Consider the following 24,468-nt stretch of genomic DNA (forward strand, 5'->3'; position numbering starts at 1 on the left):
GGCCTGCGGCGTTGGGGGTCTTGCGCTGCGGCGCGTGGCCTGCGGCCTGGGGCGTCGGGGGTCTTGCGCTGCGGCGCGTGGCCTGCGGCCTGGGGCGTCGGGGTTCATGCGCTGCGGCGCGTGGCCTGCGGCCTGCGGCGTTGCGATTCTTCGCTGCGGCGTGTGGCCCGTCTGGCGCCTGCGCGCAAATGGTCGGTGTTCGGCCTTGCATTCCGCATTCGGGTCATCGGGGCGGGTTGTGGCTTAGGCCTAATCCAGTCCCGAATCTCCGGTCGCTATTATCGAATGCCCGGTCAAGATCATCTATCGAATATCTCAAATGTATGGCCGGCAGATGATAAATACCGCACCTTTCTCTCCCCTGGTCCTGCTGGCTTGGCAATTGCCTAAAGAATGCTTGCCATGGCGACAATGGCAGGGATAATCGGCTGCGATGTCCCAAGGATGCTGCCGGCGCCCTACAACAACCCGGACTCACGCATCAGGCGTGACAGACCCGCGCCGTCTGGGGCCCAGAGCCAGCGTTGGGCGCCTGTGTCTCGGGAGCGGGGGGTGTTGTCGTGGATCGGTAGGGCGCCTGCCAGGACTGCTTGCGCCGGCGAGAGGCGGCGGATCGCTACCGCCGCCACGTTGTCCGGGTGGGTGCGGGCGAAGTCCGCGTAGATTTCTGGGTCGTGTTGGCCGTCGTCGCCTATCAGGAGCCATTTTATCGACGGGAACTCCGTTGCCAGGCGGAGCAGGGTCGCGCGCTTGTGTTCCTGGCCGCTGCGGAACCAGCGGTCCTTCTGGGGGCCCCAGTCCGTCAGGAGGAGCGGGCCCGCCGGATAGAGATGCCGGGAGAGGAAGCGGGTCAGCGTCGGCGCTACGTTCCATGCGCCCGTCGAGAGGTAGAGCACGGGCGCGCCCGGGTGGGCCGTCGACAGGCGTTCGTAGAGGACCGCCATCCCGGGGACCGCGGCGCGGGCGTGTTCGTCCAGGACGAACGTGTTCCAGGCCGCCAGCAGGGGGCGCGGCAGGGCCGTGACCATGACCGTGTCGTCGATGTCCGAGACGATCCCGAAACGTACCGCCGGGTCGACGATCCGGACCGGTGCGTCGACCGGTTCGGCGCCGCGGGTGCTGATCCGGACCGTCTGCCAGCCCGGTGGCAGGTCGACCTCGACCCGGGCGTCGACGAAGCCGCCGCGGTCGGTGCGGAGGACCTGGCGCTGGTCACCCGCCTCGATCTCGACCTCGGCGTCGTTGACCGCGACCGTGGCGAAGCTGCGCCAGCCCCGCACGATTTTCGCCTTCTTGGGTGACATCTGGCCGTTCTCCGGGCCCGGCGGCGGCGTCTCGCCCTCGCCGGGGCGGCTCAGCAGGACCCGGCCCATCACGCGGACCCAGCCAGGGCCGCCGTACCCCGTGTAGGGCACGATCGTCGCCCGCCACCCACGGCGGCGCATGCGGCGTTCGATCATGCCGCGGACGGCATCTTCGGCGCGGGCTGCCCGGTGCAGGACCGGGGCGGCAGGCGTCAGCGACACGCCACACACCCTGCCACAACCCGGCGCCGGCGGCTCGACGGCGGTGGATCTTGAAAGGATCATGACCGGAATTCCGGACAGGCGCGCCGGGACACATCGCGAGCCAAGGTTTTCTGGAGAATGCGGTGATCCAGGAACGAACGCGAGGGATAGTTGATATATGGCGGGCGCGGCGCCGAGGCGGCCCGACGGCACGACGTGCCGACGGCAGACCCCCGCGCGCCCGCCGCGCCTTCGCGCGCCCCGATCAGAGCTTCGCGCGCCCTTCCTCGAAGAACTCCGCGATCGACGCCTCGGACGGCTGCTCACCCAGCGACCGCGCCGCCCCGAACGGCGCGTTCCAGAACGCGCCCTCCCGCGGCGCCCACGGTCCGACATAGGCGTACGGCTCGTTGTGCCAGCTGTCGCCCGGCGACACGCCGTAGTTGACCTCGTCGACCGTGACCGACACGTCGAAGTGCTCGGGCCAGAGCACCGGCGTCTGACCAGGCAGGACCCGCCGCAACGCCGCGTCGCCCGCGGTGAAGCAGGCACCCAGGTGGGCCGCGATCTCCCCGTCGACGACCAGCGCCTCGTCCTCGCGTACGCCCGAATGGTCGTCGTAGATGTCCGGCACGCCGGCGTCGACGTCGACCGCCGCCGCCAGCCCGGCCGGCGTGTTGCCCGCCAGCGCGAGCCGCTGCTCGCCCACGATCAGCTCGGCGCCGACAACACGCAGCGCGGGGGCCTTCACGGTGGCGAAGCCCCCGGGCACGACCTGCAGCCGGATCGTCCCGCTGCGCCGGTACTGCGGGCCGGCCAGCAGGATCTCCGCGACACCGTGCCAGGCACGTCGGGTCTCGGCGAGACGGCGTCCGGTCACCCCGCAAGGCTACCGGCGACACCCCGTCGTCCGGCCCGCAACGCACCACAACCCGCCGTAGTGAACCCCGGAGGTACTCATGCAAGTCCCCGCTCCGTTCACCTATGAACGGGCGACGAGTGTCGAGCACGCGATCGAGCTGCTCGGCCAACTGGGCCCCGAGGCCCGGGTCGTCGCCGGTGGTCACAGCCTGATCCCGATGATGAAGCTCCGGCTGGCGCGCCCCGACGCGCTGGTCGACATCAACGACCTGGGCGCCGAGCTGGCGCAGATCCGGGTCGACGGTGACGCGCTGGTCATCGGTGCCCTGGCCCGGCACGCCGACGTGCTGGCGTCCGCGGTGGTCGGCGAGCACTTCCCGATCTTCCACGACGCCGAGCGGGTGATCGCCGACCCGGTGGTGCGCAACTTCGGCACGGTCGGCGGCTCGCTCTGCCAGGCTGACCCGGCGGAGGACCTGGCCGCCGTGTTCGCGGCGCTCGACGCCGTCGCGGTGCTGCGCGGCGCGGCCGGCGTCCGCGAGGTGCGGGTCCGCGAGCTGCACGTCGGTCCCTACGAGACGGTGCTGGCGCCCGACGAGCTGATGCTCGAGCTGCGAGTGCCGATCCGCCCGGGGGGCGGCAGCGCGTACGAGAAGGTCGAGCGCCGGGTCGGCGACTACCCGGTGGCCGCGGCCGGCGCGGCGGTGTGGCTCGACGGCGACACGGTGCGCGACGTCGGCATCGGTCTCACGGCGGTCGGCGCCGAGCATTTCACCGCCCCCGCGGCCGAGGAAGCCCTGCGCGGCCAGCCGGCGACCGAGGAGTCGTTCCAAGCCGCCGCGCGGCTGGCCGCCGAACACTGCAACCCCAGCGCCGACCAGCGCGGTCCCGTCGACTACAAGCGACACCTCGCCGCCGAGCTGACCACCCGCGCACTGCGCCGGGCGGCGGCCCGCGCCCGAGGCCAGGAGGCATAAACGATGGAAGTCTCGATCAACATCAACGGTACGGCGGAGACCCACGACGTCGAGCCCCGCCTCCTGCTGGTCCACTTCATCCGGGAGAAGGCCGGCCTGCGCGGCACCCACTGGGGCTGCGACACGTCCAACTGCGGCACGTGCGTGGTCTGGCTCGACGGCAAGCCGGTCAAGTCCTGCACGGTGTTCGCCGCGATGGCCGACGGCCACGAGGTGCGTACCGTCGAAGGGCTCGACCAGGGCGGCCAGCTCGACCCGGTGCAGGAGGGCTTCATGGAGTGCCACGGCCTCCAGTGCGGCTTCTGCACGCCGGGCATGCTGATGACCGCCCGGGCGCTGCTCGACGCCAACCCCGACCCGACGGACCCCGAGATCCGCGAGGCGATCTCCGGCCAGCTCTGCCGGTGCACCGGGTACGAGAACATCGTCCGCTCGGTCCGCTGGGCCGCCGAGAAGGAAGCGGGCGGCCCGGTCACGGAGTCCGAGACCCCCGTGGAGGCGAAGGCATGACAACCGTGGAGGAGCGGCCGCACACCGGTTTCGGCCGCACGCTGCGCAAGGAGGACGTCCGGCTGGTCCGGGGCAAGGGCAACTACGTCGACGACGTACGCCTGCCCGGCATGCTGCACGGCGCCCTGCTGCGCAGCCCGTACGCGCACGCGAAAATCAACTCGATCGACACCTCGGCCGCCGAGGCGCTGCCGGGCGTCAAGGCCGTCGTCACCGGCGAGACGCTCAAGGGCCTGGGCCTCGCCTGGATGCCGACGCTCTCCTACGACGTGCAGGCCGTGCTCGCCACCGACAAGGTCCGCTACCAGGGCCAGGAAGTGGCCTTCGTGATCGCCGAGGACCACTACACGGCGCGCGACGCGGTCGAGCTGATCGAGGTCGACTACGAGCCGTTGCCCGTGGTCTTCGACGCGAAGCGGGCCCTCGAGCCCGACGCGCCGGTCATCCGCGACGACAAGGAGGACCAGCGCGACAACCACATCTTCGACTGGGAATCCGGCGACGCGGCGAGGACCGAGGAGGTGTTCGCGAACGCCGAGGTGGTCGTCGCGGAGGACATCCTCTACCCGCGGGTGCACCCGGCGCCGCTGGAGACCTGCGGCTCGGTCGCCGACATGGACCCGGTGACCGGCAAGCTCACGCTCTGGACCACGAGCCAGGCCCCACACGCCCACCGCACCGTGTACGCGCTGGTCGCGGGCCTGCCCGAGCACAAGATCCGGGTCATCGCACCCGACATCGGCGGCGGCTTCGGCGGCAAGGTCGGCATCTACCCGGGTTACGTGATGTCGATCGTCGGCTCGATCGTCACGGGTAGGCCGGTGAAGTGGGTCGAGGACCGCGCCGAGCACCTGATGAGCACGGCGTTCGCCCGCGACTACCACATGCGGGGCGAGATCGCGGCCACCAAGGACGGCAAGATCCTCGGCCTGCGGGTCAAGGTGATCGCCGACCACGGCGCGTTCAACGCGACCGCGCAGCCGACCAAGTTCCCCGCCGGCTTCTTCCACGTGTTCACGGGCTCCTACGACCTGCGGGCCGCGCACTGCGCGGTCACCGGCGTCTACACCAACAAGGCGCCCGGCGGTGTCGCGTACGCCTGCTCGTTCCGCATCACCGAGGCCGTCTACCTGGTCGAGCGCATGGTCGACGTGCTCGCCTACGAGCTGAAGGCCGACCCCGCCGAGCTGCGGATGAAGAACCTGCTCAAGCCCGACCAGTTCCCCTACACGACCCAGACCGGCTGGGAGTACGACTCGGGCGACTACCCGAAGGCGCTCCAGCTCGCCATGGAGATGGCGGGCTACGACGAGCTGCGCCGGGAGCAGGCGGAGAAGCGCGAACGGGGCGAGCTGATGGGCGTCGGCATCGCGTTCTTCACCGAGGCGGTCGGCGCGGGCCCGCGCAAGCACATGGACATCCTCGGGCTCGGCATGGCCGACGGCGCGGAGCTGCGGATCCACCCGACCGGCAAGGCGGTGCTGCGGATCTCGGTCAAGACCCAGGGGCAGGGCCACGAGACCACGTTCGCCCAGATCGTGGGCAACGAGCTCGGCCTGCCCACGGCCGACATCGAGGTCGTGCACGGCGACACCGACCAGACGCCGTTCGGCCTGGGCACCTACGGATCGCGGTCGACGCCGGTGTCCGGTGCCGCGACCGCGCTGGTGGCCCGGAAGATCCGCGACAAGGCCAAGATCGTCGCGTCCGCGATGCTCGAGGTGTCGCCCGACGACCTCGAGTGGGCGGGCAACCGCTGGCATGTCAAGGGCGACCCGGAGCAGGGCAAGACGATCCAGGAGATCGCCCTGGCCGCGCACTCCAGCCTGGAGCTGCCGGAGGGCGTCGAGGGGCACCTCGACGCGACGACCGTCTACAACCCGCCGAACCTGACCTACCCGTTCGGCGCGTACATCTGCGTGGTCGACGTCGACAAGGGCACCGGCGCCGTCAAGGTGCGGCGGTTCATCGCCGTCGACGACTGCGGCGTACGGATCAACCCGATGATCGTGGAGGGCCAGGTGCACGGCGGCCTCGCGGACGGCGTGGGCATGGCGCTGATGCAGGTGATGGCGTTCGACGAGGAGGGCAACCACCTCGGGGCGTCCTTCATGGACTACCTGCTGCCGACCTCGCTGGAGTGCCCGTCGTGGGAGCTGGGCGAGACGGTCACCCCGTCGCCGCACCACCCCATCGGTGCCAAGGGCGTCGGTGAGTCCGCCACGGTCGGCTCGCCGGCCGCGGTGGTCAACGCCGTCCTCGACGCGATCCGGCCGTACGGGGTGCGGCACGCGGACATGCCGCTCACGCCGGCCGCGGTCTGGGCGGCCATGCAGGGCCGGCCGATCCGGACGGACCTCGCGATCCCGTGATCTCCCTGACGGAGCAGAGGGCGAACGAGCTGCGCGCCGCGCGCAGCCCGTTCGTCCTCGCGGTCGTGGTCCGGGCGCAGCGGCCCACCTCCGCGAAGCCGGGTGACCGCGCGGTGATCCACCCCGACGGCACGATCGAGGGCTTCGTCGGCGGCTCGTGCGCCGAGTCGACCGTGCGGATCCAGAGCCTGCGCCAGCTCGCGGCCGGCGAGTCGACGCTGCTGCGGATCACGCCCGGCGGTGACGCGACCCGGCCCGTCGGCTTCGCCTCCGACGCGCCGGGCCTCGTGGTCGCCGACAACACCTGCCTGTCCGGCGGCACCATCGACGTGTTCCTGGAGGTGGTCGTGCCGGCTCCGCTGGTGCAGGTCTACGGCGACACCCCGATCGCCCGCGCGCTGGTCGCGGTCGGTGCGGCGGCCGGCTACGAGGTGCGGCTCGACCCGGTGCCCGGTGCGGTGCCGGCCGACGCGCTGGCCGTGGTCGTCGCGTCGCACGGGCACGACGAGACGGGTGTGCTCGCCGAGGCCGTGGCCGCCGGGGTTCCCTACGTCGCGCTGGTCGCCTCGCCGAAACGCGGTGCGGCCGTGCTGGCCGAGGCGAGCGTGCCGGCCGGCCGGGTCAAGACGCCGGCGGGGCTCGACCTCGGCGCGCGTACGCCCGGTGACGTGGCGATCTCGATCCTGGCCGAGGTGGTCGCGGCGCGCACCACCGCCGCCCGGCCGGCACCGGCGCCGCGCACGCCGGCGCTGCTCCAGATCGGCGTCGGCGCACCGGAGATCGCCGTCGACCCGATCTGCGACATGGAGGTGGTCGTGGAGCCCGGCGCACTGTCCTATGAGCACGACGGGCGGACGTGGTACTTCTGCGCGCCCGGCTGCCGGAAGAAGTTCGCCGCCGACCCCGCCCGGTGGGGCGGATGAGCGGCGACCTGCCCGGCGACGTCGGCGGGCTCACGGCGGCGCTGGACCGCACCGGCTACCTCGCGGACGACGCGCTGTCGACGGCCCTGTTCCTGGCCACCGCGATGCCGGCGCCGATCCTGCTCGAGGGTGAGCCCGGGGTCGGCAAGACCGAGGCGGCCAAGGCGCTGGCGACGGCGCTGGACACCCCGCTCGTGCGGCTCCAGTGCTACGAGGGGCTGACCGTCTCGGAGGCGCTCTACGAGTGGAACTATCCGCGGCAGCTCCTGGCGATCCGGCTCGCGGAGGCGTCCGGCGCGTCGGTCGCGTCCGCGGACCTGTTCACGCCGGAGTTCCTGCTGCGCCGGCCGTTGCTGCACGCCCTCGAGCACCCCGGGCCGCGGCCGGCCGTGCTGCTGCTCGACGAGGTCGACCGGGCCGACGACGAGTTCGAGGCGTTCCTGCTCGAGTTGCTGGCGGAGAGCACCGTGACGATCCCGGAGCTGGGCACCCGCCGCGCGGTGCTGCCGCCGATCGTGGTGCTCACCTCCAACCGCACCCGCGACCTGCACGACGCGCTCAAGCGGCGCTGTCTCTACCACTGGATCCCTTATCCGGCCGCGGAACGGGTGGCGGCGATCGTGCGCCGGCGGGTGCCCGGCATCGGCGACCCGCTCGCCGACCAGGTCGCCGAGACCGTGCGCCGGCTGCGCGGGCTCGACCTCTACAAGCCGCCCGGGGTCGCGGAGGCGGTCGACTGGGCCACGGCGCTGCGGGTGCTGGGCATCGAGGCGCTGACGCCGGCGGCGCTGCGCCGGACGATGGCCGCGGTGGTGAAATACGACGAGGACCTGGCGACGGTACGCGCCAGCGGGCTGTTCGATGACTGACCTGGCCACTGTGGACCTGGCGACCGTGGTGGCCCGGTTCGGCGCGGTGCTGCACGACGCGGGCGTCGCGGTCGGCCCGGACCGCGGCGAGCGGTTCGCCTGCGCCGTGCTACTGACCCGGCCCGTCACCACCCGCGCGCTCTACCACTGCGCCGCCGTCACGCTGCTCGCCGACCCGGCCGACCGGCCGGCCTTCGACCGCGCCTTCGACCTCGTGTTCGGCGGTCTGGCCGACGACGCGTCCGCCCGGGGTGGCCACCAGCCCGACCCGAGCCCCTCGTCGAGCGGGGTGCCGCCCCGGCCCGGTTCCACAGCGGGCGGCGGCCAGCCCGGGATCGGTGACCGCCCACCGGGAGTCCCTCCTTCGTCGCCCGGGACCCGTAGCCCGTATCCCCTGATAGCGACCGCGAGCGAACGACTGGGCGAGCGCGACTTCGCCCGACTGACCCCCGACGAGCTCGCGGAGCTCGCCGTCGCCATGCGGCGGCTGAAGCTCGCGAGCCCGCCGCGGCGTACGCGCCGCACCCACGTCGGGTCGCACGGCCCCGCCGTCGACCTGCGCGCCACGCTGCGCGCCGCCCGCCGGACGGGTGGCCACCCGGTGCGGCTGCGGCGCCGGCGGCCACGGGTGAAGCCGCGCCGGCTCGTCGTGCTCTGCGACATCTCGGGCTCGATGGCGCCGTACGCGCGGGCGTTGCTGCAGCTCGTCTACTGCGCGGCCGGCGGCCGCGACGCCGAGGTGTTCACCTTCGCCACCCGGCTGACCAGGCTGACCCGGGTGCTGCGCCGCGTCTCGCCGGCGGTGGCTCTTGAACGTGCCGGCCGCGCGGCCCCAGACTGGTCGGGCGGCACGAGGATCGGCGACACGCTGCGCACCTTCATCGACGACTACGGAGCCCGCGGGATGGCCCGGGGTGCGGTGGTGCTGATCCTGAGCGACGGTTGGGACACGGGAGCACCGGAAGAGCTGGGGCGGCAGATGAGCCGGCTGTCGCGCCTGGCGTTCCGGGTGGTCTGGGCGAACCCGCGCACGCAGAGCGCGGCGTTCCGGCCACTGACGGGGGGCATGGCCGCCGCGTGGCCGCACTGCGACGCGGTGGTGAGCGCGCACCGCCTGGACGCGCTCGACGAGCTGTTGGCGGCGTTGGCGGACGCCGGACCCCGCTGGCGGCGGCCGGCCGGACCGACCATAGTGATAGCTGGGGGCGATGATCGTGCGTGACGTGCTCACTGATCTCGCGCGCTGGTGGCGCGCGGATCGACCGGTGGGGATGGCCACGGTGGTGGGCACCTGGAAGAGCGCACCGCGGCCACCCGGTGCCACCATGCTCGTCGGCCCTGACCAGACCGCGGTCGGCAGTGTCTCCGGCGGCTGCGTGGAGGCGGCCGTCTACGAGCTCGGCCTCGGCGCGATCGAGTCCGGCGAGCCGCAGCTCGTGCGCTACGGCGTGAGCGACGACGACGCGTTCTCCGTCGGCCTGACCTGCGGCGGCATCATCGACATCTTCGTGGAGCGGGTCGACCCCGTCTCCTTCCCGCAGCTCGGCTCGGTGGTCTCGGCGATCGAGGCCGAGTCGCCGGTCGCCGTGGCCACGGTGATCCGGGACCCGGGCGACCGGCTCGGCCGGCGGGTGGTCGTCTGGCCCGACCGGGTCGACGGCTCGCTCGGCTCGGCCCACTTCGACGCCGCGCTGGTCGAGGACGTGCGCGGCATGCTGGCCTCGGGGCTGACGGGGCCACTGCACTACGGGCCCGACGGCGAGCGGCTCGGCGACGACGTGGCCGTGTTCGTCGCCTCGTACGCACCGCCGCCACGGATGCTCGTGTTCGGCGCGATCGACTTCGCGTCGGCGCTGGCCCGGCAGGGCACGTTCCTCGGCTACCGGGTGACCGTCTGCGACGCGCGGCCGGTGTTCGCGACCAGCCGCCGGTTCCCCGGCGTCGAGGTGGTCGTCGACTGGCCGCACCGCTATCTGGCGGGCGAGATCGAGGCCGGGCGGGTCGACGGGCGCACGGTCGTCTGCGTGCTCACCCACGACCCGAAGTTCGACCTGCCGGTGCTGAAGCTGGCGCTGGACCGGGAGTTCGCCTACGTGGGCGCGATGGGCTCACGGCGGACCCACGACGACCGGGTCGCCGGTCTGGTCGAGGCGGGCGTGCCCGAGGCGCAGCTCAAGAAGCTGCACTCGCCGATCGGGCTGGCGCTGGGCGCGCGTACGCCCGAGGAGACCGCGGTGAGCATCACCGCCGAGATCATCGCCGACCGCTGGGGCGGCGGCGGCCAGAAGCTGTCCACTCTGGACGGCAGCATCCACGAGCACCTCGACCGACGCTGACTGGGAGACCCTGCAATGGAGCTGGAACACGAGTTCACCGTGGCGGCGCCCGTCGAGCGCGCCTGGGACGTCCTGCTCGACCTCGGGACGATCGTCCCGTGCATGCCGGGCGCGGCGCTGACGGGCCAGGACGGTGACAGCTTCGACGGCACCGTCAAGGTCAAGCTCGGCCCGGTCTCGATGACGTTCGCGGGCAAGGGGAAGTTCGTCGAGCGCGACGAGGCCAACCGGCGCGTGGTCGTCGAGGCCGCGGGGCGGGACTCCCGCGGCGGCGGCACGGCGAAGGCGACGGTGCGGGCGACCCTGACCCCGTCGGCCGACCCGTCGTCGACCGACGTCCACGTGCACACCGACCTCGCGGTGACCGGCCGCATCGCCCAGTTCGGCCGGGGCATGATCGCCGACGTGAGCGGGCGGCTGCTCGGGCAGTTCACCGACTGCCTGCAGGGCAAGCTGGCCGGTGGCTCGACGGTCGCGGCCGCGCACACGGCGACTTCGGCGGGTGCCGCCGCCTCGGGTGGTGGTGCGGCGGCCGCCGGATCGGCCGCGGCCAACCCGCCGGCGGGCACGCCCGCCTCGGGCGGCGCGGGCGGCGCGGGCGGCGCGGGCGGTGGTGCGGCGGGGCAGCCCAACGGCCGGGGCGGCGGACGCCCGGAGGCGTTCCACGGCACCCGGCCGGCCGAGCGGGCGTTCCCCGGTCAGCTCGACGCGGAGGAGCGGCAGGCGTTCACGGAGGAGGGTCCGGCGTTCGCGGAGGAGCGGCCGGCGTTCGGCGACGAGGTCGAGCCGGTCGACCTGCTGGCGATAACGGGCGCGGACCAGGCCGTACGGCGCGCGCTGCCGTACGCCCTGGTGTTCCTGGCCGGTATCGCGGTCGGCACGATCTTCTTCCGGCGGCGCCGCTCCGGCTAGATCTGGTTGCGGTCGGCCAGGGGCTCAGGCGCTGGTCAGGGCCTTGTCGCGGGATCCGCGCAGCACGGCGGCCGCCAGCTCCGGCAGGCGGTCGGGCGCGACCAGGCCGGCCAGCCGGGCCGGGCTGCCGGGCAGTCGGACGGCCTTCGCGGCGGCGGTGACCCGCTCGTCCAGGTACGGGCGGACGTCCGGCCAGACCGCCTGTGCCTCGCGCAGGTAGATGTCGGCGCCGGTCGGGCCGATGCCCGGGAACTCGGTCAGCGACGCGCGCAGCGCCGCCCGGTCGCCCGCCGCGGCCGCGTGCATGCGCCGCAGGTCGCCGCCCCAGCGGTCCAGGGTGAGCTGCGCGCCGTCGGCGAGCTGCCGGATCGCCGGTCCCGCGTAGCGGACGTAGTGGGCGGCAGCCAGCGTGTGCCAGAGCGTGTGCGCGTCGGCGTCCCGCACCGCCCGCGGGGTCGTCAGGCCCGCGTCGAACAGTGCGCGGGCGCCGGCCACCGCGACGTCCGCGGAGATCCGGGTGCTGAGCAGCTTGACCAGCACCAGCAGCTGGTAGAGGGGGCGGGGCCGGTCGGCGAGACGGATGCCGGCCTGGTGCGCATACGTCTCGCCGTACCGGTCGAGCAGTTGGTCCACGCGGTTGCTCTGGGTCATGGGCCCCGCATTTCCCGCGTGCGGTGATCTAACCCGGTTCAGCCCGCGGTGCAGGAGCGGATCTGCGGGCGGGCGCCCGAGTTGCCGTTGGTCATCGTGGTGAAGCCGAAGGTGTTGCCGCTGCCGTTGGACCGCATGGTCAGCACCTGTCCGCTCCCGTCCACGCTCGCGGCGCCGCTCCAGGTGGTGGTGATCCGCTGCGGTGCGCTGACCGCGACGACGACGGTCCAGGTGCTGGCGCCGCTGACGGTGACGCTCGTGTTGTAGCGGTCGCCCCAGACGGTGCCGGGGGTGATGCCGGCCGTGCACGAGCCGCCGGCGGGCGGCGGGGTGGTCGGGGTGCCGGGCGGCGTCGTGCCGTTGTTGAGCGCGGTCAGCACCGCGTTGTACGCGGCCTTCTTGTTGCCGCCGCCGTCGAAGAGCAGCGGGCTCTCGCCGGACCGCCAGGAGTCCGAGTCCCGGATGCCCCAGACGGTGATGCCGCGACACCGCGAGACGGCCAGACAGTCGTTCACGACATTGCGGTACGCGTCGGCGGGCGCGTTGCGGATGTCGAGCTCCGTGATGTGCACGTCGACGCCGAGCGCGGCGAAGCTCGACAGCGTGGTGCGGTAGTTGCTGGGGTAGTTCGAGCCGCCGGTGAAGTGCGACTGCAGGCCCACGCAGTCGATGGGCACGCCCCGGCTCCGGAAGTCCTGGACCATCCGGTAGACCGCCTGCGTCTTGGCGTCGTTCCAGTTGTCGATGTTGTAGTCGTTGTAGCAGAGCTGCGCGTTGGGATCCGCGGCGTCGGCGGCCCGGAAGGCGGCCTCGATCCAGTCGTTGCCGGTGCGCTGCAGGTTGGAGTCGCGCCGGGCGCCGCTGCTGCCGTCCGCGTACGCCTCGTTGACGACGTCCCACCAGGTGACCTGGCCGCGGAAGTGGGTGGCGACCTGGGTGACGTGGTTGAGCATCGCCTGGCGCAGGGTGCTGCCGGACAGGCTCTGCATCCAGCCGGGCTGCTGCGAGTGCCAGGCCAGCGTGTGCCCGCGCACGCGCATGCCGCGGCTGGTGGCGTGCTGGACGATCCGGTCCGCGTTGCCGTAGGTGAACTGCCCGCGCTGCGGCTCGGTCGCGTCGATCTTCATCTCGTTCTCGGGTGTGACCTGGTTGAACTCACGGTTCAACAGCGTCGTGTACGCGGAGTCGCCGAGCCTGCTGGCCGCGACGGCGGTGCCGAAGTACCGCCCGCCCCGCTCGGCCGCCGAGGCGCCGAGGGTGCTCGCGGCGCTGGCGCTGCCGGCGAAGACCATGGTGCCGCCGGCGGCCAGGAGCCCCGCGGTGGCGAGGACGAGAGCGGTGCGTAGTCGCATCTGGGTCCCTTCCATCGACATGAATGGATCGAAGTATTGCGACGCGGTTTCCCGCGCGTCAACGACTTTCGGAAACTTCCGGTCGTGTTTTCCGGTAGCGATGAGTTCGGCGGGTCCGCCCGGTGGATATCTCGACCGCACGTCGCGAGGAGGAAGATCGAGATGATGGCCGCCTACGCGAACACACCGGCGTGACCGCTCCCGACGTCGAGGCGTACCGGTCCGAGCTTCTGGTGCACTGCTACCGGATGCTCGGGTCGGTCGACGACGCGGAGGACGCGGTCCAGGAGACGCTGCTGCGGGCCTGGCGGGCCGAGCACGACCCGTCGCGCGCGGCGGTGCGGACGTGGCTCTATGCGATCGCGACGAACACGTGCCTCACGGCTTTGCGAGGCCGCGCCCGGCGGCCGCTGCCGTCGGGCCTGGGCGCGCAGCCGAGCGACGACCCGTCCGCGCCGCTGACGCCGCGGTTCGACATCCCGTGGCTGCAGCCGTTCCCGGACGCGCTGCTGCCCGAGACGGCGGCGGTCCGCCGGGGCAGCCTGCGCTTGGCCCTGGTCGCCGCACTGCAGTTGCTGCCGCCGCGGCAACGCGCGGTGCTGATCCTCCGCGAGGCGCTTGACTTCCCGGCGGCCACGGTCGCGGCGCTGCTGGAGGTGTCGGTGCCGGCGGTGAAACAGCGCGCTGCAACGGGCCCGGGCGCGGCTGTCAGGCGTGGGGGAGGGCTCGTTCACGGAACCGACGGACAGCGTCGTACGGGCGACGGTCGACCGCTACGTGCGTGCCTTCGAGGTGGCCGACGTGGACGGTCTGGTCCGCCTGGTCACCGCGGACGCGGTGCTGGAGATGCCGCCGGTCCCGCTGTGGTACCGCGGGCGCGCTTCCTACGGGTCGTTCCTGCGCCGGGTCTTCGCGATGCGCGGCGAGACCTGGCGGGGGGTCCGGCTGTCGGCGAACACCCAGCCGGCGTTCGCTGCCTATGTGCGGACGGAGGAGGGCTTCGGGCTGCACACGCTGCAGGTCCTGACGGTGACCCCGGCGGGCACGATCGCGCACAACGTGGTCTACCAGGACCCGGCTGTCTTCGCGGCCTTCGCCCTGCCGGCGACCCTCACGGCGTGACCGGGCCGCGGCGCCCTGGGTCGGCCGCGCCGCGGTCTCCCGAGGCGGATCCGCCCGAGGGATCCGCCGTGGCGGGGTAAGGCGTCAGCCGCGGCCGGGGCCGCCGTTGCGGTCGCCGTTGCCGTTGCCGTCGCCGCCCCTGTCTCCGTCGATGTTGAAGGGGATCAGGAGGCGGGCGAGTTGGAGGCGGAGGCCTTCGTCGACGTGTTCCTTGTTGCGGTCGCGGAGTAGTTCGCCGCGCAGGTCGCGGGCCTCGCGGGCCACGTCGTCGCCCTCGGCCACCGCGTCGCGGAGGTCGTCCAGGCGGTTGTTGATGCGGTCGGCCGCCTTCTCGTCGATCTTGCCCTCGTCGACCGCCTTGGCCAGCAGTGACTCGAAAGCCGCCAGCGCCCCCGCCTGGTCGGTCGGGGCCGTCGGCTCCGGCGGCGTCGTGGTGGGCTTCGCGGCGGGCTGTTGCGGGCTGGCGCCCGCCTGGGCGACCGTGCCGCCGGGTGTGCCGCCGCCGGGGTTGGCGACGATGGCCGCCACGATCGCGGCCACGACGACCGCCGCGGCGATGCCGCCGATGGCGACGGCCCGCATGGGGTTGCGCGGCCCGCCGGCCGCGGCCGGCCCGGGCTCGCCGGACCGGGAGCGCAGCATGCTGGTCGGGGCGGGCACCACGGCCCGCCCGGGCGACACGGGCCGCGCCGCGAGCGCCTCGCCCGACGCGGGCACGGCCCCCGCCCAGCCGGGCGAGACAGGCCGGGTCGAGGGTGGGTTCGTCGGAGTCGTGCCTGCCCTGCCCGGTGTGAAGGGCGTCGAGCCCGCTCCCGCCCAGCCCGGCGAGACGGGCCGTGCGGTGAGTGCCGAGGGCGGTGCCGGTGCCGCGACGGCCAGGTCGGCCAGTGCCCCGGCCAGGTCCCCGGCCGTCGGGCGGGCTGTCGGGTCGGCGGACAGGCAGGCCGCGCCCAGGTGGGTGAGGGCCTCCGGCACGCCCGGCAGCGTCGGGAAGTGGGCCACGCCCTGCGACGACTCCGGGCGGTGGCCTACCAGCGTCTCGGCCAGGAGCACGCCGACCCCGTAGACGTCGCTCGCCGGGGTCGGGTCCGCGCCCGCCAGGCGTTCGGGGGAGCAGTAACCCACCGTGCCGTAGCGCAGGCCGCCTTCCGGCGAACCCGCCAGGCCCGCGATGCCGAAGTCCAGGATCTTGACCCCGCCCGGGGTCAGCATGACGTTTCCGGGCTTGATGTCGCAGTGCACGACCCCGGCCGCGTGGGCGGCGGCCAGGCCCGCGGCCACCTGGGCGGCGATCGCCGCCGCCGTCGGCCATGGTAGGGGGCCATCGACGAGCCGCTCGGCCAGGTCGCCGCCCTCGACCAGTTCCATCACCAGATAGGGGGCCAGGCCGCCGCCGGGGAGGGCCGCCTCGCCGTAGTCGTACACCCGCGTGATGTTGGGGTGGGTCAGGCCGGCGGCGGCGCGTGCCTCGCGGTGCGTGGCGAGGCGGATCGTCGTGTCGCTGCCGATCGACGGGTCGAGGACCTTGACCGCCACCGGCCGGCCGAGCACGGTGTCGTCGGCCCGCCAGACCTCGGCCATCCCACCCACACCGATCCGCGCGACCAGCAGGAACCGGTCGTGCAGGCGGAGGCCGGGCGCGAGCGTCGACATAGCGGACACCAGCTTACGTACTGCCGGCGACCCGGACCCTGAGCTTGCGGACTCAGGCGCCCAACCGTTACGCGGGCCAGCGCCCCGTCAGGTGCTTGACGCCCGCCGCCCCGCCGCGGTCGACCGCGGCCTTGACCAGCGCGAAGATCGCTCCCTGGAGGGCCGCCGCGGCCAGCACCTCGCCCCAGCCGCGGTCCTCGTCGGTCGCGTTGGGCGCGTCGTCGTCGCCGGCGACCCGCTTCCAGACCTGCTTGAACACCAATCCGGCCAGGCCGCCCGCCGCCATGCCGAGCAGCACGCCGACCGGTTTGTACGCCAATTTGCCCACGACGCCCATCGCCTTCTCCTCGGGGGATTTGCGGTCGGCAATGCCCGCCTGGCCGAGCGCGTAAACGCGGTCCCCTGAGACGGAGGACACCTCCGCAACTCGCCGTAGTGGCTGGTCGTGACCGTGCCACGGCATAACGTGAAGAGCAGAGTCACCCGTTAGAGCGATATTTCCGGTCATTCTGGCCCAGGAAGCCATATGACGACACAAACTGCTATGGCGCAGCGGTACGACGCTGACCGCGAGTTCGAACACAAACACCGCTGGACCATCCTGGTGATCGTCTCGATCGCCCAGCTCATGGTCGTGCTGGACGCCACGATCGTCAATATCGCCCTCCCCGCCGCGCAGGACGCCCTGCGTTTCGCCGACGGCGACAGGCAGTGGGTGGTCACCGCGTACGCGCTGGCGTTCGGCTCATTGCTCCTGCTCGGCGGCCGCCTCGGCGACCTGTTCGGCCGAAAACGCATGTTCATCATCGGCCTCATCGGCTTCGCGGCAGCCTCCGCGGCCGGCGGCGCGGCCACCGACTTCGGCGTGCTGGTGATCGCCCGGGCCTTCCAGGGCGCGTTCGGCGCGCTGCTCGCACCGGCGGCCCTGTCGACGATCGCCAACTCGTTCCAGCAACCGGCCGAACGGGGCCGGGCATTCGGCGTGTACGGCGCGGTCGCCGGCGGCGGCGGAGCGGTCGGCCTGCTCCTGGGCGGAGTGCTGACCGAGTACGCGTCCTGGCGCTGGTGCTTCTTCGTCAACCTCGTGTTCGCCGGCGTCGCCTGGGTCGGCGGCCAGTACTACCTGCGCAACCAGCGACCCGCGACCAAGCCGCGGATCGACTGGATCGGCACGGTCTGCGCGGTGGTCGGTCTCTTCCTCATCGTGTACGGCTTCGCCCGCGCGGCCTCCGACGGCTGGAGCGACCTGCTGACGATCATCAGCCTGGTCGTGGCGGCGGTCCTGCTGGTGGCGTTCGTCCAGGTCGAACGCAAGTCCAAGGCACCGCTGCTGCCCCTGCGCATCGTGCTCGACCGGAGCCGCGGCGGCGCGTACCTCTCGGTGGGTCTGGCGGCCATCGCGATCTTCGGGGTGTTCCTGTTCCTGACGTTCTACCTGCAGCTCACCAAGGGCTACAGCCCGGTGCTGACAGGCGTGGCGTTCCTGCCGATGATCGCGTTCGTGCTGATCGGCTCCACGCTGGCGAACGTCAAGCTGCAGCCGATCCTGGGGTCGCGCATCCTGATCACGGCCGGGATGGCCCTGTCCGCGGTCGGGATGGTCTATCTCTACTTCATCGACTCGACCTCGAACTACTGGGTGCACATCTTCCCGGCGCTGCCGGTGCTGGGCTTCGGCTTCGGCCTGATCTTCGCGCCGGCGATCAACACGGCGACGGAGCGGGTCAGCCGCGACGACGCGGGCGTGGCGTCGGCCCTGGTCAACACGATGCAGCAGGTCGGCGGCTCGATCGGCACGGCGCTGCTGAGCACGATCGCGGTGAGCGTGACCAGCAGCTACGCGGCCACGCACACGGGCGCCGCGGCGGCCCTGGAGGCGCCCGTCGAGGGCTACAAGGTCGCGTTCCTGGTGTCGGCCGGCATCTTCGCGGCGGGTGCGGTGCTGATCTTCTTCCTGATCCAGGCCCACGCCCCGCTGCCCAGCGGCGCCCCACCGACCGACGGGGGCGGTGCGGGTCCGGCCGGCGGACAGGAGGCGGTCGCCGAAGGCGGCGAACCCGGGCAGCCGGCTCCGGAGTCGGCGGGTGCCCGCACCCAGCGCGGCGCTGATCCGGCGCCGGGCACGGCCTGACGACGCGAAAAGGACCCACGGCCGTGGGTCCTTTTCGCAGGTCTCGAGACGTCCTAGAGCAGACCGGCCTTGCGCAGCGCGTCGGCCATGGCGCTGTTGACCGGCGCCGGCGCTCCCTGGCGCCCGCCACCCTGCCGGCCACCGCCGCCGCCACCCTGACGGCTGCCACCGCCGCCACCCTGACGGCCACCACCGGCCGGCCGACCGCCGCCGCCCTGGGAGCCGCCACCGCCGCCTTGACGACCGCGGCCCTGACCCTGACCGCCCTGGCCGCCCTGACCGCCGCCTTCCGCCCGGCTGCCGCCGCGCTGCTGCCCCGGCTGCCGGCCGCCGCCCTCACCGCGACCACCACCGCGCGGCGCTCCCGGCGCGTTCTCCTCGTCGAGGCGCAGCGTCAGCGAGATGCGCTTGCGCGGCACGTCGACGTCGAGCACCTTCACCCGTACGACATCGCCGGGCTTGACGACCTCACGCGGGTCCTTGACGAACGTCCGGGACATCGCGGACACGTGCACGAGCCCGTCCTGGTGCACGCCGACGTCGACGAACGCGCCGAACGCCGCCACGTTGGTCACGACACCCTCCAGCAGCATGCCCGCCTTCAGGTCGCCGATCTTCTCGACGCCGTCGGCGAAGCGCGCGGTCTTGAACGCCGGGCGCGGGTCGCGGCCCGGCTTCTCCAGCTCGCCCAGGATGTCGGTCACGGTCGGCACACCGAACACCGCGTCGGCGAAGTCGCCGGGCTTGAGGCCGCGCAGCAGCGGGCCGTTGCCGATCAGCGCCGGCAGTTCGACACTCACCGAGGACAGGATCCGGCGGACCACCGGGTACGCCTCGGGGTGCACCGACGAGCCGTCCAGCGGGTCGTCGCCGCCCGCGATCCGCAGGAAGCCCGCGCACTGCTCGAACGCCTTCGGGCCGAGCCGCGCCACCTCCTTGAGCGCCGACCGGTTGCGGAACGGCCCGTTCGCCTCGCGGTGCGCGACGATGTTGGCCGCCAGCGACTCGCCGATGCCGGAGACCCGGGAGAGCAGCGGCGCCGACGCGAGGTTGACGTCGACGCCGACGCCGTTCACGCAGTCCTCGACCACCGCGTCGAGCGAGCGGGACAGCTTGACCTCGGAGATGTCGTGCTGGTACTGCCCGACCCCGATCGACTTCGGGTCGATCTTCACGAGCTCGGCCAGCGGGTCCTGCAGCCGGCGGGCGATCGACACCGCGCCGCGCAGCGAGACGTCCATGCCGGGCAGCTCCGAGGCGGCGTACGCGGAAGCCGAGTAGACCGACGCACCCGCCTCGGAGACCATCACCTTGGTCAGGTTCAGCTCGGGGTTGCGGGCGATCAGGTCGGCGGCGAGCTTGTCGGTCTCCCGCGACGCCGTGCCGTTGCCGATCGCGATCAGGTCCACCTTGTGCTCGGCGGCCAGGCGGGCCAGCGTGGCCAGCGCCGCGTCCCACTTGTTGGCCGGCACGTGCGGATAGATTGTGTCGGTGGCCAGCACCTTGCCGGTCGCGTCGACCACGGCGACCTTCACGCCCGTGCGGAAGCCCGGGTCGAGCCCCATCGTCGCGCGGGTGCCGGCGGGCGCGGCGAGCAGCAGGTCGCGCAGGTTCGCCGCGAAGACGCGTACCGCCTCGTCTTCTGCTGCTTGGAAAAGCCTCATTCGCAGCGACATGTCCAGGTGTACGACGATCCGGGTGCGCCAGGCCCACCGCACCGTGTCGAGCAGCCAGCGGTCACCGGGCCGCCCCGCGTCCGCGATCGAGAAATGGGCGGCGATCCGCTGCTCGTAGTGGACGGGCCCGGTGGCCAGCGTCCCGGCGGCGACCGCGTCGGCCTCCTCGGCGGACGGCTCCAGGATGAGGTCGAGGACCTCCTCCTTCTCACCGCGGAACAGCGCGAGGATGCGGTGCGACGGCAGCGAGGTCAAAGGCTCGGCGAAGTCGAAGTAGTCGCTGAACTTCGCGCCCGCCTCCTCCTTGCCCTCCTTGACCTTCGCGCGCATCCGGCCGCGCTCCCAGACCTGCTCCCGCAGCCCGCCGATCAGGTCGGCGTCCTCGGCGAACCGCTCGACCAGGATGGCCCGGGCACCGTCGAGGGCGGCCGCCGCGTCGGCGACACCCTTCTCGGCGTCCACGAAGGCCGCCGCTTCGGCCTGCGGGTCGCGCGTGGGGTCGCCGAACAGCAGGTCGGCCAGCGGCTCCAGGCCGGCCTCGCGGGCGATCATCGCCTTGGTCCGGCGCTTGGGCTTGAACGGCAGGTAGATGTCCTCCAGCCGGGCCTTGGAGTCGGCGGCGACGATCTGGGCCTCCAGCTCGGGGTCAAGCTTGCCCTGCGACCGGATCGACTCGAGGATCGCGACACGCCGCTCGTCGAGCTCGCGCAGGTAGCGCAGCCGCTCCTCGAGCGTGCGCAGCTGGGTGTCGTCGAGCCCGCCGGTGGCCTCCTTGCGGTACCGGGCCACGAACGGCACCGTCGCGCCGCCGTCGAGCAGGTCGACGGCCGAGGTCACCTGCGATTCGCGTACACCCAGTTCCTCGGCGATGCGCGCGGAGACGGACGGAGCTGGTGCCTGGTTCTGCTGGGTCACTCCGGCATTCTGCCCGACCGGTTCATTTCCCGTGGCCAGTGGGTAGAAGCCACACCGAGGGAGGTACGCCATGCTGGCCGAGCGACTGCGCGCCGTAGCCCCGGACGCACTGGTCGAGGTGGTCGACCACCACGTCCGTTCGGAGCTGGGCGGGCTGCGCGCCGACGTGCTGCTGGCCGACTACCGGATCGCCGGGTTGTGGCCGGTCCTGCGGCCGGGCGACCCGACGCAAGGGCTGCTCGCGGAGCGGACCATCGCGGCGCGCTGTTACGCGGCGCAGGAACCGATGGTGGAGGACGTGCCCGAGACGCCGGGTGTACGGCTGTACGTGCCGTTGACGGTCTGGGGTGAGCGGCTGGGCATCATGGTGGCCGACTTCCCGAACCGGCCCGACGACCTGACGGTGCGGCACTGCCGGGCGGTGTCGGAGGATCTCGCGGTGGCGCTGCGGGCCGCCGACCGGGACACCGACCGCTACCGGCTGGCGCGCCGCCGGCAGCGGCTGTCCATGGCGGCCGAGATGCAGTGGGACCTGTTGCCGGGCCGGTGCGTGAGCGACCACGGCTTCGCGCTGGCCGGCCAGCTCGAGCCGGCCTACCGGACCTCGGGCGACAACTTCGACTGGGCGATCAACGGCGGGCGGTTGACGGTCACGGTCGTCAACGGCTACGGCACCGGGCTGGCCGCGTCGGCGCTGACCGCCCTCGCGGTCAACGCGATGCGCAACGCCCGGCGCTCGGGCGGGACGCTGGTCGAACAGGCCGAACTGGCCTCGGACACGGTGTACGCGGCCTACCGGGGCGCGCGACCGGTCGAGGCGCTGCTGCTGGAGTACGACAGCGGCACGGGCCGGGTGCACGCGATCGACACGGGCTCACCGCGGGCGTGGCGGGCGCGGGGCGGGTCGGTCTCCCCGGTGGTGCTCGACCAGCAACTGCCGCTGGGCATGTTCGAGGAGACGCGGTACGGGACGCAGGCCTTCGACCTGGACGTCGGTGACCGGCTGTTCGCGGTCAGCGACGGGGTGCACGAGGCGGCGCCGGGCGGCGGCGAGACCTACGGCGAGCGTGCCCTGGCGGCGGCGATCCGCGCGGCCCGGCTCCTGCCGCCGGCCCAGGCGATCGGGGCCGTGATGCGGCGGTTGCAGGACTACCACGGCGACCTCGAGCTCGAGGACGACGCCGTGATCATCTGCCTGGACCGCGTCCATCCCGTGAACGGGACGACGGGAACTGTGGATCAGCACGGCGGGACGCGCATGGCGGAGAGCGCACCGGGGTAAGTCAGCGGTTCGTCGGCGGAACGACGTTGCGTCGACTCGGGCGAGAGGCGACGGAAATGGACGGCGCGGCGAACCTGGCCAGTTCCATAGAGGCCGCCTCGGAGGCGCTGGTCAGCGTCCTCGAGGCGGCCCGAACCCGCCAGGAGTCACCGGTCTCGCCGACCCAGGTCCGCGTCCTGTCGATCATCAACGTGCGCCCGGACACCAATGTGAACGGCCTCGCGGAGCTGCTGGACGTGGTGCCGTCGTCGGCGAGCCGGCTCTGCGACCGCCTGGAGGCGGTGGGCCTGCTGCGCCGGGCAGCCGACGAGCGCGACCGGCGCGAGGTCCGTCTCGTGCTCACGGCCGCGGGCGCCGCGGTGCTGCGCGAGCTGCGGGAACGCCGCGCGCAGGCGGTGCAGGCGGTGCTCGACCGGATGCCGCACCGCGCGCAGCACGACCTGCTGGTGGCGCTGCTCGCGTTCGGCCACGCGGCCGCCACGGTCCAGGCGGAGTCAACCCAGCCGCGGACGGCCTAGGACCAGGTCGATCTGGGCCGCCGCCGCGGTGTCGTCGCCGTTTCGGGCGAGCACGATCAGCGCCTTCCACAGTGCCCAGCCGCGGCCGCGCTGCCAGGTCGCGTCATCGACGCCGAGCGCCGCCCGGAACGCGGCCCGGGCGGGCGCGTCGAGGAACGTCCAGGCGATGACCGTGTCGCAGGCCGGGTCGCCGACGCCTGAGGTGCCGAAGTCGATGACGCCGGCTAGCCGGCCGTCACGGACCAGGATGTTGCCGCCGGCGACGTCGCCGTGGAACCAGACCGGCCGCCCCTGCCAGGTGGCGTCGAGCGCCGCGACCCATTCGGCTGTCGCGGCGGCGGCGTCGACCCGCCCGTCGAGCGCCGCGATCGCGGCCCGGGTCTCGTCGTCGTAGTGGTCGAGCGCCGCGCCGCGCCAGAAGCTGTGCCGCCCGGCGGCGGGCTCACCACCGGTGTCGACGGCCTGCAGGGCGGTCAGGAAGCCGGCCAGGTCCACGGCGAAACCGGTCAGGTCGCCGACGGTGTCGTGGCGGGCGGTGTCGCCGTCGAGCCAGCGGTTGACCGACCAGGGCCACGGGTAGCCGGCGCCGGGCCGCCCCTGGGCGAGCGGCGCGGGGATCGGCACGGGCAGGTGCGGGGCGAGCACGGGCAGCCAGCGCTGCTCCTTCTCGACGCTCGCCACGTAGCCCTCGGCGCTCGGCAGCCGCGCACTCATCTCGTCGCCGAGGTGGAAGGTGCGGTTGTCGTTGCCCCCGACGGGGACGGGCCGGACGGGCAGGTGGGCCCAGTGCGGGAACTGCTCGGCGACCAGCTTCCGGACCAGGGCGACGTCGATCAGCACCGCCCGATGGTCCGGGCCGCGGTCAGCGCCCGCAACGGATTAACCGGTGAGCCGGCAGGTCGGGCTCGGGCCGCGACCTCCGGCAGCACGGCGGTGAGGCCCGGCCAGGTGGCGCCGTCGCGGCGTCCAGGACGCGCACCGCGTGCCGGTCGCACCAGGCCGCACGCCGGCGCCAGCCCGCCGATCCCGGCCCCGCACACGAGGACGTCCATTTCGGCAGCCTAGACACGTGCGACAAGGCGGAACCTCGGGGACAATGAGTTATGGCGACGATCGCAGACCGTATCCGTGACTTCCTCCGCAGCCCGCGTGGGCAGCGCCTTGTGCAGCAGGGCCGCACCCAGCTCCAGAAGCCCGAGAACCAGCGCCGCCTCCAGCAGCTCGCCAACCGCCTCCGCAGCCGGGGTCGCTAGGCCGGGTCGTAGGCGGCGATCGGACACTTAGGACCGCTGGCCCGGGCGATCCGGCCGTCGAGCGTCACCAGCGACGCCGACAGCAGTTCGGCGAGCGCGACATAGCTGGCGTCGTAGACCGTCAGGTTGCCGCGTAGCTCCCAGGCCCGCTCGTGGAGGCCGCGGTAGGGATAGAGGTCGACCGGCAGGTCGACCAGGTCGGCGTGCGCCAGGCCCGCCGCGGTGGCGTCGAGCAGGCCGGCGAGGGCATGCCGGCGCAGGATGTTGGCCGCCTCGAACGGCATCAGCTCCGGCGCGGCGAGGCGGGCGCCGGCCACCGCCGTGGCCACCCATCGCCCGGCCGGCCCGTCGTCGGCGAGCAGCGCGACCGTCGCCGACGCGTCGATCACCAGGGGCGTGGTCATCGCCGATCCTCGTCACGCGCTGCGACGATCGTTTCGGGATCGAGGCGAGTGCCGGCGGTGGCAGCCCGCGCGCGGGCCCGGGCGATGACGTCTTCGGCGGTGGGGCGGACGGCCAGGTCGACGAGCTCACGTAGTAGGTACTCCTGGAGCGACCGTCCCGCCCGCGCCGCCCGCGCCGCCAGCTCGTCACGGACGTCGTCGGGAACGTTGCGGATCGTGATAGCGACGGTCATGCCTGCATTT

Annotated in this window: 23 protein-coding genes and 1 pseudogene; 13 read left to right on the forward strand and 11 right to left on the reverse strand. The window is 73.0% G+C overall.

Annotated elements, in window-relative coordinates; translation table 11 throughout:
- Positions 1–458: 458 nt before the first annotated feature.
- Together Asi02nite_RS34455 and Asi02nite_RS34460 are read right to left on the reverse strand one after the other, a co-directional pair.
- Complete coding sequence (locus Asi02nite_RS34455) at positions 459–1,589, reverse strand: App1 family protein phosphatidate phosphatase (protein ID WP_203718218.1); 1,131 nt, start codon at positions 1,587–1,589, stop codon at positions 459–461.
- Between the two features lie 184 nt (positions 1,590–1,773).
- The gene (locus tag Asi02nite_RS34460; protein ID WP_203718219.1) at positions 1,774–2,388 is read right to left on the reverse strand and encodes a hypothetical protein; all 615 of its coding nucleotides are present in this window, start codon (positions 2,386–2,388) and stop codon (positions 1,774–1,776) included.
- 79 nt (positions 2,389–2,467) lie between these two features.
- Between Asi02nite_RS34460 and Asi02nite_RS34465 the strand changes: the two genes are divergently transcribed.
- The 8 genes from Asi02nite_RS34465 to Asi02nite_RS34500 are packed head-to-tail and all read left to right on the forward strand — an operon-like array spanning position 2,468 to position 11,268.
- Positions 2,468–3,346, forward strand: coding sequence for an FAD binding domain-containing protein (locus Asi02nite_RS34465; RefSeq protein ID WP_203718220.1), 879 nt, complete (start codon positions 2,468–2,470; stop codon positions 3,344–3,346).
- A gap of 3 nt (positions 3,347–3,349) precedes the next feature.
- On the forward strand, positions 3,350–3,856 hold the full coding sequence (locus Asi02nite_RS34470; RefSeq protein WP_203718221.1) for a (2Fe-2S)-binding protein: 507 nt from the start codon (positions 3,350–3,352) through the stop codon (positions 3,854–3,856).
- Positions 3,853–6,228, forward strand: coding sequence for an aerobic carbon-monoxide dehydrogenase large subunit (locus tag Asi02nite_RS34475; RefSeq protein ID WP_203718222.1), 2,376 nt, complete (start codon positions 3,853–3,855; stop codon positions 6,226–6,228). Before Asi02nite_RS34470 ends, Asi02nite_RS34475 begins: the two co-directional genes overlap by 4 nt.
- Positions 6,225–7,151, forward strand: coding sequence for an XdhC family protein (locus Asi02nite_RS34480; protein ID WP_203718223.1), 927 nt, complete (start codon positions 6,225–6,227; stop codon positions 7,149–7,151). The genes Asi02nite_RS34475 and Asi02nite_RS34480 overlap by 4 nt, the downstream gene beginning before the upstream one ends.
- The gene (locus tag Asi02nite_RS34485; RefSeq protein WP_203718224.1) at positions 7,148–8,020 is read left to right on the forward strand and encodes an AAA family ATPase; all 873 of its coding nucleotides are present in this window, start codon (positions 7,148–7,150) and stop codon (positions 8,018–8,020) included. The genes Asi02nite_RS34480 and Asi02nite_RS34485 overlap by 4 nt, the downstream gene beginning before the upstream one ends.
- Positions 8,013–9,242 (forward strand): vWA domain-containing protein, encoded by a 1,230-nt coding sequence (locus tag Asi02nite_RS34490; RefSeq protein ID WP_203718225.1) that lies wholly within the window; start codon positions 8,013–8,015, stop codon positions 9,240–9,242. The genes Asi02nite_RS34485 and Asi02nite_RS34490 overlap by 8 nt, the downstream gene beginning before the upstream one ends.
- Positions 9,229–10,356, forward strand: a complete 1,128-nt coding sequence (locus Asi02nite_RS34495) for an XdhC family protein (protein WP_203718226.1) — start codon at positions 9,229–9,231, stop codon at positions 10,354–10,356. The genes Asi02nite_RS34490 and Asi02nite_RS34495 overlap by 14 nt, the downstream gene beginning before the upstream one ends.
- Positions 10,357–10,371: 15 nt before the next feature.
- A complete protein-coding gene (locus Asi02nite_RS34500; protein ID WP_203718227.1) occupies positions 10,372–11,268 on the forward strand; it encodes an SRPBCC family protein in 897 nt (298 codons plus the stop codon).
- A 24-nt stretch (positions 11,269–11,292) separates the two neighbouring features.
- Here the strand turns inward: Asi02nite_RS34500 and Asi02nite_RS34505 are convergent, their stop codons facing one another.
- Together Asi02nite_RS34505 and Asi02nite_RS34510 are read right to left on the reverse strand one after the other, a co-directional pair.
- On the reverse strand, positions 11,293–11,919 hold the full coding sequence (locus Asi02nite_RS34505) for a hypothetical protein (protein ID WP_203718228.1): 627 nt from the start codon (positions 11,917–11,919) through the stop codon (positions 11,293–11,295).
- Between the two features lie 38 nt (positions 11,920–11,957).
- Positions 11,958–13,292 carry a glycoside hydrolase family 10 protein gene (locus Asi02nite_RS34510; protein WP_203718229.1) on the reverse strand — a complete coding sequence of 445 codons (1,335 nt, stop codon included), beginning with the start codon at positions 13,290–13,292 and terminating at the stop codon, positions 11,958–11,960.
- 227 nt (positions 13,293–13,519) lie between these two features.
- Between Asi02nite_RS34510 and Asi02nite_RS34515 the strand changes: the two are divergent.
- Positions 13,520–14,393 (forward strand): annotated as a pseudogene (locus tag Asi02nite_RS34515) (RNA polymerase subunit sigma-70).
- An 84-nt stretch (positions 14,394–14,477) separates the two neighbouring features.
- Here Asi02nite_RS34515 and Asi02nite_RS34520 read toward each other — a convergent pair.
- Positions 14,478–16,046: a serine/threonine-protein kinase gene (locus tag Asi02nite_RS34520; RefSeq protein WP_203718230.1), complete on the reverse strand. Its 1,569-nt coding sequence runs from the start codon at positions 16,044–16,046 to the stop codon at positions 14,478–14,480.
- A gap of 67 nt (positions 16,047–16,113) precedes the next feature.
- Positions 16,114–16,383 (reverse strand): DUF4235 domain-containing protein, encoded by a 270-nt coding sequence (locus Asi02nite_RS34525; protein ID WP_203718248.1) that lies wholly within the window; start codon positions 16,381–16,383, stop codon positions 16,114–16,116.
- A 207-nt stretch (positions 16,384–16,590) separates the two neighbouring features.
- On the opposite strand from Asi02nite_RS34525, the gene Asi02nite_RS34530 reads away from it, so the two are divergent.
- Positions 16,591–18,177 carry an MFS transporter gene (locus Asi02nite_RS34530; RefSeq protein WP_203718231.1) on the forward strand — a complete coding sequence of 529 codons (1,587 nt, stop codon included), beginning with the start codon at positions 16,591–16,593 and terminating at the stop codon, positions 18,175–18,177.
- A gap of 53 nt (positions 18,178–18,230) precedes the next feature.
- Here the strand turns inward: Asi02nite_RS34530 and Asi02nite_RS34535 are convergent, their stop codons facing one another.
- Positions 18,231–20,840 (reverse strand): Tex family protein, encoded by a 2,610-nt coding sequence (locus Asi02nite_RS34535; RefSeq protein WP_203718232.1) that lies wholly within the window; start codon positions 20,838–20,840, stop codon positions 18,231–18,233.
- Between Asi02nite_RS34535 and Asi02nite_RS34540 the strand changes: the two genes are divergently transcribed.
- Together Asi02nite_RS34540 and Asi02nite_RS34545 are read left to right on the forward strand one after the other, a co-directional pair.
- Positions 20,839–22,050, forward strand: a complete 1,212-nt coding sequence (locus Asi02nite_RS34540) for a PP2C family protein-serine/threonine phosphatase (protein WP_203718233.1) — start codon at positions 20,839–20,841, stop codon at positions 22,048–22,050. The genes Asi02nite_RS34535 and Asi02nite_RS34540 overlap by 2 nt on opposite strands.
- A gap of 56 nt (positions 22,051–22,106) precedes the next feature.
- Complete coding sequence (locus Asi02nite_RS34545) at positions 22,107–22,568, forward strand: MarR family transcriptional regulator (RefSeq protein WP_203718234.1); 462 nt, start codon at positions 22,107–22,109, stop codon at positions 22,566–22,568.
- Here Asi02nite_RS34545 and Asi02nite_RS34550 read toward each other — a convergent pair.
- Positions 22,545–23,408: an aminoglycoside phosphotransferase family protein gene (locus Asi02nite_RS34550; protein WP_203718235.1), complete on the reverse strand. Its 864-nt coding sequence runs from the start codon at positions 23,406–23,408 to the stop codon at positions 22,545–22,547. The two genes, Asi02nite_RS34545 and Asi02nite_RS34550, sit on opposite strands and share 24 nt — an antisense overlap.
- Positions 23,402–23,620 (reverse strand): hypothetical protein, encoded by a 219-nt coding sequence (locus Asi02nite_RS34555; protein ID WP_203718236.1) that lies wholly within the window; start codon positions 23,618–23,620, stop codon positions 23,402–23,404. The genes Asi02nite_RS34550 and Asi02nite_RS34555 overlap by 7 nt, the downstream gene beginning before the upstream one ends.
- A 51-nt stretch (positions 23,621–23,671) precedes the next feature.
- Between Asi02nite_RS34555 and Asi02nite_RS34560 the strand changes: the two genes are divergently transcribed.
- On the forward strand, positions 23,672–23,821 hold the full coding sequence (locus tag Asi02nite_RS34560; protein ID WP_203718237.1) for a hypothetical protein: 150 nt from the start codon (positions 23,672–23,674) through the stop codon (positions 23,819–23,821).
- Here the strand turns inward: Asi02nite_RS34560 and Asi02nite_RS34565 are convergent.
- Complete coding sequence (locus tag Asi02nite_RS34565; protein ID WP_203718238.1) at positions 23,818–24,225, reverse strand: type II toxin-antitoxin system VapC family toxin; 408 nt, start codon at positions 24,223–24,225, stop codon at positions 23,818–23,820. The two genes, Asi02nite_RS34560 and Asi02nite_RS34565, sit on opposite strands and share 4 nt — an antisense overlap.
- Positions 24,222–24,458 carry a FitA-like ribbon-helix-helix domain-containing protein gene (locus tag Asi02nite_RS34570; protein WP_203718239.1) on the reverse strand — a complete coding sequence of 79 codons (237 nt, stop codon included), beginning with the start codon at positions 24,456–24,458 and terminating at the stop codon, positions 24,222–24,224. Before Asi02nite_RS34570 ends, Asi02nite_RS34565 begins: the two co-directional genes overlap by 4 nt.
- Positions 24,459–24,468 lie beyond the last annotated feature (10 nt).

Source organism: Asanoa siamensis, assembly GCF_016862555.1.
GTDB classification, from domain to species: domain Bacteria; phylum Actinomycetota; class Actinomycetes; order Mycobacteriales; family Micromonosporaceae; genus Asanoa; species Asanoa siamensis.

What these genes read in the sequence shown, in the direction of transcription:
- Asi02nite_RS34455 (WP_203718218.1), bottom strand. Translation starts at nt 1,589, where the DNA reads ATGATCCTTTCAAGATCCACCGCCGTCGAGCCGCCGGCGCCGGGTTGT.
- Asi02nite_RS34465 (WP_203718220.1), top strand. Translation starts at nt 2,468, where the DNA reads ATGCAAGTCCCCGCTCCGTTCACCTATGAACGGGCGACGAGTGTCGAG.
- Asi02nite_RS34470 (WP_203718221.1), top strand. Translation starts at nt 3,350, where the DNA reads ATGGAAGTCTCGATCAACATCAACGGTACGGCGGAGACCCACGACGTC.
- Asi02nite_RS34475 (WP_203718222.1), top strand. Translation starts at nt 3,853, where the DNA reads ATGACAACCGTGGAGGAGCGGCCGCACACCGGTTTCGGCCGCACGCTG.
- Asi02nite_RS34485 (WP_203718224.1), top strand. Translation starts at nt 7,148, where the DNA reads ATGAGCGGCGACCTGCCCGGCGACGTCGGCGGGCTCACGGCGGCGCTG.
- Asi02nite_RS34490 (WP_203718225.1), top strand. Translation starts at nt 8,013, where the DNA reads ATGACTGACCTGGCCACTGTGGACCTGGCGACCGTGGTGGCCCGGTTC.
- Asi02nite_RS34495 (WP_203718226.1), top strand. Translation starts at nt 9,229, where the DNA reads ATGATCGTGCGTGACGTGCTCACTGATCTCGCGCGCTGGTGGCGCGCG.
- Asi02nite_RS34500 (WP_203718227.1), top strand. Translation starts at nt 10,372, where the DNA reads ATGGAGCTGGAACACGAGTTCACCGTGGCGGCGCCCGTCGAGCGCGCC.
- Asi02nite_RS34505 (WP_203718228.1), bottom strand. Translation starts at nt 11,919, where the DNA reads ATGACCCAGAGCAACCGCGTGGACCAACTGCTCGACCGGTACGGCGAG.
- Asi02nite_RS34510 (WP_203718229.1), bottom strand. Translation starts at nt 13,292, where the DNA reads ATGTCGATGGAAGGGACCCAGATGCGACTACGCACCGCTCTCGTCCTC.
- Asi02nite_RS34520 (WP_203718230.1), bottom strand. Translation starts at nt 16,046, where the DNA reads ATGTCGACGCTCGCGCCCGGCCTCCGCCTGCACGACCGGTTCCTGCTG.
- Asi02nite_RS34525 (WP_203718248.1), bottom strand. Translation starts at nt 16,383, where the DNA reads ATGGGCGTCGTGGGCAAATTGGCGTACAAACCGGTCGGCGTGCTGCTC.
- Asi02nite_RS34530 (WP_203718231.1), top strand. Translation starts at nt 16,591, where the DNA reads ATGGCGCAGCGGTACGACGCTGACCGCGAGTTCGAACACAAACACCGC.
- Asi02nite_RS34540 (WP_203718233.1), top strand. Translation starts at nt 20,839, where the DNA reads ATGCTGGCCGAGCGACTGCGCGCCGTAGCCCCGGACGCACTGGTCGAG.
- Asi02nite_RS34535 (WP_203718232.1), bottom strand. Translation starts at nt 20,840, where the DNA reads ATGGCGTACCTCCCTCGGTGTGGCTTCTACCCACTGGCCACGGGAAAT.
- Asi02nite_RS34545 (WP_203718234.1), top strand. Translation starts at nt 22,107, where the DNA reads ATGGACGGCGCGGCGAACCTGGCCAGTTCCATAGAGGCCGCCTCGGAG.
- Asi02nite_RS34555 (WP_203718236.1), bottom strand. Translation starts at nt 23,620, where the DNA reads ATGGACGTCCTCGTGTGCGGGGCCGGGATCGGCGGGCTGGCGCCGGCG.
- Asi02nite_RS34560 (WP_203718237.1), top strand. Translation starts at nt 23,672, where the DNA reads ATGGCGACGATCGCAGACCGTATCCGTGACTTCCTCCGCAGCCCGCGT.
- Asi02nite_RS34565 (WP_203718238.1), bottom strand. Translation starts at nt 24,225, where the DNA reads ATGACCACGCCCCTGGTGATCGACGCGTCGGCGACGGTCGCGCTGCTC.
- Asi02nite_RS34570 (WP_203718239.1), bottom strand. Translation starts at nt 24,458, where the DNA reads ATGACCGTCGCTATCACGATCCGCAACGTTCCCGACGACGTCCGTGAC.